A 4978-nucleotide genomic window follows, 5' to 3' on the forward strand; every position below is an offset into this window, starting at 1 on the left:
GAAGGGCAGGTGCGCTGGGAAGGGGTGAACAGCGCCTGGGGCAAGCTGCTGCGGGAAAGCGAGACGCAAGTATCAGGATATTCTCAGAACCTGCGGATGCAGGGGCAATACCTGGACCGTGAGACAGGGCTGCACTACAATCTGTTCCGGTATTACGACCCGGACTGCGGGCGGTTTACGCAGCAGGACCCGATAGGTCTGGCGGGGGGGATAAACCTTTACCAGTATGCGCCGAATGCGCTGGGGTGGATGGATCCGTGGGGGTTGAGTCGTAAATGTAAGGATCCTTCTAAAGAAGCGACTCAGTGGCAAGGACCTCTTAATAAAGATTATAAAGGTATTGATAGTTACTCGAACAGAACGCTTAAAAAAGGAACGATCCTCTATGCATTGCATCCAAATGGTGATCAGTTACCTGCATATACCGTAACTCATCCTACAGTTAGGCAATATAAAGGTGATTCATTAGGACATCATGAGGCGTTACAAGTGAAACTTAACCCAGATTTCCCTGTACGAACCAAAGTTAGGGCATATTATGTATCTGAGGATATATTTGTTGCTAGTGGTCGTGCAACGGCGAATCCTCAGTTCGGAAAGGGGGGGGGATGCAGTTTTACATACCTGAAGAAGCAAGAGGTAAATTAATTCCTGGTAAGGTTATAGATATATGAAAAAGATGACATTTAATGTAAAAAATGGGAATGTTAAAATTGATGATTATCCTATTGAACTTAGTTCTTTTGAAATATTTACTTCATCTGAGTTTTACAAAACCCATCCGCAATTTACTAAGATAGGTAAATTTTATTTTTCGAAAAATGATATTGAATGGGAAGGGCAGAATTTTATCGTAGAGTTCAGACCAGCAATTTTCTCATTTAATCCATCTCTTTTTCTTACAAGTAAAGACGGAGATTTTTATCAATCACTCAAAGATTGGGATAAGAGGGCATCGTTAAAAAATCTAGAAGAGGAAGAAAGACGATTGACAGAATGGGTTCAAAATAAATTTTCCAGAAACAATATGGGAAAGATAAATAAGCCTCCATATGGAACAAAATGGACTTATGAATGGGGAGAGATAACAGTGCAATCAAATGAAAGATCCTTTGATTGTGGGATATATATTGAATGGAATCTTAATCTCTGATGGTAATAAATCGTACATTACATATATGAGTTATCCATCCATGGAACGGAAGCCATATTGTCCAGTAGTGATATTTAAATTTATTATAGATGACTGCCTTATTTAGTATGCGAGATAAAAAATCGGATTAATCCCTTTTTTCTAAATGAAATAATAATCTTCTTTGTACATCTTTTATAAGTGGGTCTAAAAAGGAGGGATGTATAATGAAAATGCATAAAGAATAGTTAGATAATAATTCTGAAAAGATTGCATTTATGGCGGAATGAATTACTCGCCTTCAGATTTCGCTATAAATACTTTAATTGAACTTTCAAGAAAAAATCAAGATATGGCGTGGGTTATTAGTAAATGCTATGAAGTAAAGAGAGTCTCAAGACACAACTGAAACTATTCAAACGTTATTCAGGAAGTTCAGTATGTCGCCATCTTTAACAGTGTAATTTTTTCCTTCTGCATGCAGAGGGCGCTGACCACCCGTAGGGAGTACGACTGTCTTGGTCGACTGCATCGCCGGGATGTATACACTGGCAATGCCCAGCGCCCGTCACCGCGACGCCAGATGTTGGGCGGACAGCCAACCGGCAAGCCGGTCACTACCCGGTTCGTCTGGGAGGGGTTCCGCCTGCTGCAGGAGGTGAACGGGGACGTGCCGCTGACCTACGTCTACAGCGATCAGGACAGTTACGATCCGCTGGCGCGTGTCGATGGCGTTGATGCCCCGGAGATCTTCTGGTTCCACTGCCAGCCCAACGGTACGCCGGAGCGGATGACGGATATCGAAGGGCAGGTGCGCTGGGAAGGGGTGAACAGCGCCTGGGGCAAGCTGCTGCGGGAAAGTGAGACGCAGGTATCAGGATATTCTCAGAACCTGCGCATGCAGGGGCAATACCTGGACCGTGAGACAGGGCTGCACTACAGTCTGTTCCGGTATTACGACCCGGACTGCGGGCGGTTTACGCAGCAGGACCCGATAGGGCTGGCGGGGGGGATAAACCTTTACCAGTATGCGCCGAATGCGCTGGGGTGGATCCGTGGGGGTTGAGTCGTAAATGTAAGGATCCATCTAAAGAAGCAACAAAGTGGCAAGGCCCTGGAAATGATGATTATCCCGGTATTGATGTTTATAAGAATAGGAAGCTGAAAAAAGGTACAATTCTTTATGCTCTTTACCCGAATGGGAATCAACAACCCTCATATACTGTGACATTCCCAACAGTCAATCAATATAGAGGCGATCCTTTGGGTTATCATCAAGTGCTACAGGTAAAATTAGATCCTCGATGGTCTGTACGTACGAAATTAAGGGCTTTCTATGTAAGCGAAGACATAGATGTTGCTTACGGTAGAGCTGCAGCCAATAAGTTGTATGGAGATGGGGGAGGACTTCAGTCCTTAACCCCAGGAAAGATTTTAGATATATGATAAACTTAAATTTTAATGCGAAAACGGGAAAGCTAATTTTCGATGGTCTAACTTTAGAGATTGATACTGAAGAAGGATTTTGCAACAGTAAACTTTATCACAAACTAAATACGTTTAATGCTGTAAAGAAATACATGCCTTATCACTATCTTATTGATCCGGTGTTTTTTTGCGATAAAGAATTTGAAATTAACATACGGCCAATATGTTTTGGTTTTCCTTTTATGGTTCATCTTGTCGATAAAGATAGTGAATATTATAAATCCCTAAAGGACTGGGATGCAAGAACTAATATTAACATGCTAAATAACTCAGTGAAAAGCTTGTCTGATTGGCTAAGCCTTTCTCTGAATTTAGGGGCTCCTGATATTACGAAAACAGAAATGATTAGATGGGATTATGAATGGGGCCGAATTTCTGTCTCGTATGAGACAAAGTCATTCAACCATGGCATACATATAGTTTGGAATTCAATATAATCAATAACTAAGGCTTGCCTAAATTAAGTTATTGACTAATAACATCATCCATTTACTTTTAATCTTACTTGTTATTATTGGAGTTAAAAGTTATAGAGAAAATGAAAATAACTAATCGACTTAAAAAGAAGTTATTAGTCCTCGATGGCATTGACAATGATTTCATAGAGTATGGAAAGGAAATATCATGCCCTGAGTGTGACGGGGTAATAGTCTACTCTATCGTAAACTCATATGAGTTTGACACGCTTACTGAAGAGGTAAAAAGCTTTTTGGTTAAGAAAATGAGAGGTGTGAAGCTTGTTAGTGAACATAAGAAATATAGCTACGACGATAGCCAATTAGATGTTTCGAAAAATACATGTTCAAAGTGTTTGAAAGATTTTTCTAGTGTATTAACGTATAAAGAAGTGCAACCAGCACGATACCGGGTATATCTTGTGGGGCTTTTTGAAGGTGATTTGAAAAAGATCAACCTTTAAAGGTTGAGGTTTACCAATGATTGAAAATCTCATTTATTTTAAAGAAAATAACCTGCTTCATTGGGCTAGTGGTGAAAGTAACAGAGTGGTTAGTATGCCATTTTTAGACCATGCAATGGTCGACTCAACACGCCAGTTAGTCTTTGCGTTAAGCGAACCAAAGCCATTACCAACCGTTTTGACCATCTTCAATGCGCAGGGTGAAAAACCATTTTGGTCAGCACCTCCTGAAGGCGCAGCTTTCTATTACTTAACTTTCAACCTGTCAAAGCAAGTGGTTGTGGTCTGTAGCTATGCGGAAAAGCAAAACGGCTGGCATGATTGGTTTTATTCCTGGGATATGAAGCGTAACGCGCTGTCTCTATCGGGCCCTGCGTATTAACATCAAAAGCACCAAAAAATGATAACAATAACCGGTGGCAAAAGAGGGCTGCATAAGCAGTTCCAACAAGCGGTTTAAAACAGAGCTAAGAGGCAAAGGATGAGCACGGTTTACATTGTCATTTTAACCTATATCAAACCACTCGAAGAGATTGACGCAGCGATACATGCTCATGTTGAGTGGCTAAAAAAGGGGTATTCAGAGGGGATTTTCCTGGCATCCGGTAGACGGATCCCAAGAAACGGTGGGGTCATTCTCGCTAAGTGTGAAAGTCTTGCCTCTCTTGAAGAGCGCTTGCGCGAGGATCCTTTTCAGGCGTTAAAGCTAGCGACTGTTGAAATCATTCCCTTTGAACCCAGCATGAAAACAGAACTCCTGGAAAATGTGTTTTAACCCTCGAATAAAAAAATCCACGCCAAAGCGTGGATTTTTTTCATTCAAAACAAATCAGACGTTAAACAGGAAGTTCATCAGATCGCCATCTTTAACGATGTAATCTTTCTCTTTCTCACGCATCTTGCCTGATTCTTTCTTGCCTTGCTCACCTTGTTCTCAATAAGCTGTCGGTCTCCGACTTTGCCCGCGACGAACTCCACCGTGAAACCAGCCGCACCCAGGGGCTGCTGACCACCCGCAGCGAGTACGACCACCTTGGACGACTGCATCGCCGGGACGTCTTTACCGGCAATGCTCACCGCCCGTCGCCGCGCCGCTGGTCCCGCTGCTGGGATTACGATTACCGCAATAACCTGGTGCGGGAAGAGCGGGACGATAATCCGTTCAGCTGGTACCGCTGGCAGTACGACAGCGCCGGGCGCCTGCTGGTTCAGGACGGCTCGCTGCCCGGACAGGAGCAGTGGCGCTGGGATGCCGCCGGTAACCCGCTCGAAGGGGCTGCTGAGAAGGTCACGCATAACCGCCTGACGCAGCTGAACGGCATTCGCTGGCGTTATGACATTCACGGCCGCACCGTGGAGAAGGATAACGGCCAGACCCGGTGGCACTACCGCTACGACGGCGAGCACCGCCTGACGGAGGTCATCAGCCAGCCGCGGGA

The 4978-nt window shown here is 43.8% G+C and carries 7 protein-coding genes and 3 pseudogenes; 9 read left to right on the plus strand and 1 reads right to left on the minus strand.

Going from position 1 to position 4978, the window contains the following annotated elements:
• From ACOTYN_RS25660 to ACOTYN_RS25695, 8 genes and pseudogenes are all read left to right on the plus strand, one after another.
• A partial coding sequence (locus tag ACOTYN_RS25660; protein ID WP_421634794.1) for an RHS repeat-associated core domain-containing protein occupies positions 1-648 on the plus strand: 648 nt, incomplete at its 5' end.
• Between the two features lie 22 nt (positions 649-670).
• A complete protein-coding gene (locus ACOTYN_RS25665) occupies positions 671-1153 on the plus strand; it encodes a hypothetical protein (RefSeq protein WP_023330597.1) in 483 nt (160 codons plus the stop codon).
• Between the two features lie 553 nt (positions 1154-1706).
• A pseudogene (locus ACOTYN_RS25670) lies at positions 1707-2186 on the plus strand (RHS repeat-associated core domain-containing protein); the annotation flags it as partial.
• Positions 2187-2194: 8 nt separating this feature from the next.
• Complete coding sequence (locus ACOTYN_RS25675; protein ID WP_371886268.1) at positions 2195-2578, plus strand: hypothetical protein; 384 nt, start codon at positions 2195-2197, stop codon at positions 2576-2578.
• Positions 2575-3057 carry a hypothetical protein gene (locus ACOTYN_RS25680; protein ID WP_023330595.1) on the plus strand — a complete coding sequence of 161 codons (483 nt, stop codon included), beginning with the start codon at positions 2575-2577 and terminating at the stop codon, positions 3055-3057. Before ACOTYN_RS25675 ends, ACOTYN_RS25680 begins: the two co-directional genes overlap by 4 nt.
• Positions 3058-3158: 101 nt before the next feature.
• Positions 3159-3539, plus strand: coding sequence for a hypothetical protein (locus ACOTYN_RS25685; RefSeq protein WP_032629020.1), 381 nt, complete (start codon positions 3159-3161; stop codon positions 3537-3539).
• Positions 3540-3555: 16 nt separating this feature from the next.
• Complete coding sequence (locus ACOTYN_RS25690) at positions 3556-3921, plus strand: hypothetical protein (protein WP_023330594.1); 366 nt, start codon at positions 3556-3558, stop codon at positions 3919-3921.
• Positions 3922-4020: 99 nt separating this feature from the next.
• Positions 4021-4314 (plus strand): YciI family protein, encoded by a 294-nt coding sequence (locus ACOTYN_RS25695; protein ID WP_014884201.1) that lies wholly within the window; start codon positions 4021-4023, stop codon positions 4312-4314.
• A gap of 54 nt (positions 4315-4368) precedes the next feature.
• Here ACOTYN_RS25695 and ACOTYN_RS25700 read toward each other — a convergent pair.
• Positions 4369-4470: pseudogene (locus tag ACOTYN_RS25700) on the minus strand (DUF933 domain-containing protein); the annotation flags it as partial.
• A 2-nt stretch (positions 4471-4472) separates the two neighbouring features.
• Here ACOTYN_RS25700 and ACOTYN_RS25705 point away from each other — a divergent pair.
• Positions 4473-4978 (plus strand): annotated as a pseudogene (locus ACOTYN_RS25705) (type IV secretion protein Rhs); the annotation flags it as partial.

The sequence above is a fragment of the Enterobacter cloacae complex sp. IR5458 genome (assembly GCF_049238025.1).
In the GTDB taxonomy this organism is placed as follows: Bacteria; Pseudomonadota; Gammaproteobacteria; order Enterobacterales; family Enterobacteriaceae; genus Enterobacter; species Enterobacter kobei.